Here is a 1590-nt window from a genome sequence, read left to right as displayed (position 1 = left end):
TATTGCTATCGACCAAGGTAAATTGGCTATTGGGAAACAGTAGCGCAAGAGGAATACCAGGTAAACCAGGTCCAGTACCCACATCCATGATTTCTGACTCAGTGATAAACGGAACAACGCTTAACGAGTCAATAATATGGCGCTCCAACATTTCTTTCGGATCGCGAATCGCTGTTAAGTTGTAGGTGGAGTTCCATCGATACAGTAGTGAAACATACTCAACTAACTTATCTGCGTTCTGAACACTTAGCTCTATGCCGATTTCACCTGCAGCGTTTAACAGACATTCAGAAAACCCTTCGGTATTAATCTGGCCCACAACTAATTCGTCTCTTTCACGGATATTGCGCGCTTCATACTCGCTTTTTTCATGAACACCAGAACAAGTGAGATAGCAGCAGGTGTTACGCCAGGAATGCGCGAAGCTTGAGCAATCGTTGTAGGCTTCTGAGTCATCAACTTTTGCTTCACTTCATTCGACAAGCCCGATACTTGTTCATAATCAAAATCATCTGGAATCACAGTATTTTCATTCTTACGCAGCTTATCTATCTCATCTTGTTGACGTGAGATATATCCTGCGTACTTTGTCTGAACTTCTATCTGCTCAGCGACATCTTCTCGAGTAACGTGCTCAGGATCTAATTCAGAAATGTTTTTATATCCAATTTCGGGTCTGCGTAATAATTCTTCCAAGCTGTATTCGCGCGAAATCGGGTTTGGTAATAAATCGTTCAACTTATTTGCTTGCTCTGAGTTTGCCTGAACCCAAGTACTCTTAATTCGGGCTTGCTCTTTCGCAATTGCTTCTGTTTTTTCTTGGAAAAAAGACCAACGCTCATCGCCAACAACACCAAGATTGCGACCAATCTCAGTCAATCGGAGATCTGCATTATCTTCTCTAAGCAGCAATCGATATTCGGCACGACTGGTAAACATACGATATGGCTCAGAAGTACCTGAGGTAATTAAGTCGTCAACCAAAACACCGATGTATGCTTCGTCTCGACGCGGATACCATTGCTCTTTGCCATTAGCTCGCAACGCAGCATTTAATCCAGCAAGCAAACCTTGTGCGCCAGCTTCTTCATATCCTGTGGTGCCATTGATTTGTCCGGCAAANTACAAACCGTCGATAAAGCGCGTCTCAAGGGTATGTTTAAGATCTTGGGGATTAAAATAATCATACTCGATTGCATATCCTGGACGCGTGATATGCGCATTTTCGAATCCGGCAATAGAACGCACGGCAGCGAGCTGTATATCGAAAGGCAAGCTGGTCGAAATGCCATTTGGATATAATTCATGCGTTGTTAAACCTTCAGGTTCAACAAAAATCTGATGTGTGTCTTTGTCTGCAAAACGATTAATCTTATCTTCAATCGATGGGCAGTAACGAGGCCCCGTCCCTTCAATCACACCTGTGAACATAGGCGAACGATCAAAGCCTGAACGAATGATGTCATGGGTACGCTCATTGGTATGTGTAATAAAACACTCAATTTGACGCGGATGTTGCGCTACATTCCCCATGTAGGACATGACGGGAGTAGGTGAGTCGCCTGGCTGGCGTTGCATTACGCTGAAATC

Annotated in this window: 2 protein-coding genes; both read right to left on the bottom strand. The window is 43.8% G+C overall.

What is annotated here, in order from left to right:
- The coding region (locus A3739_RS19050) for a 16S rRNA (guanine(527)-N(7))-methyltransferase RsmG (protein WP_231877110.1) at positions 1-319 on the bottom strand (319 nt) is incomplete at its 3' end.
- Positions 320-321: 2 nt separating this feature from the next.
- Positions 322-1590 (bottom strand): tRNA uridine-5-carboxymethylaminomethyl(34) synthesis enzyme MnmG (gene mnmG / locus A3739_RS19045; RefSeq protein ID WP_068502425.1); only part of this gene is annotated, 1269 nt, incomplete at its 5' end.

The sequence above is a fragment of the Oleiphilus sp. HI0067 genome (genome assembly GCF_001635735.1).
This window is presented reverse-complemented; position numbering and strand designations above follow the sequence as displayed.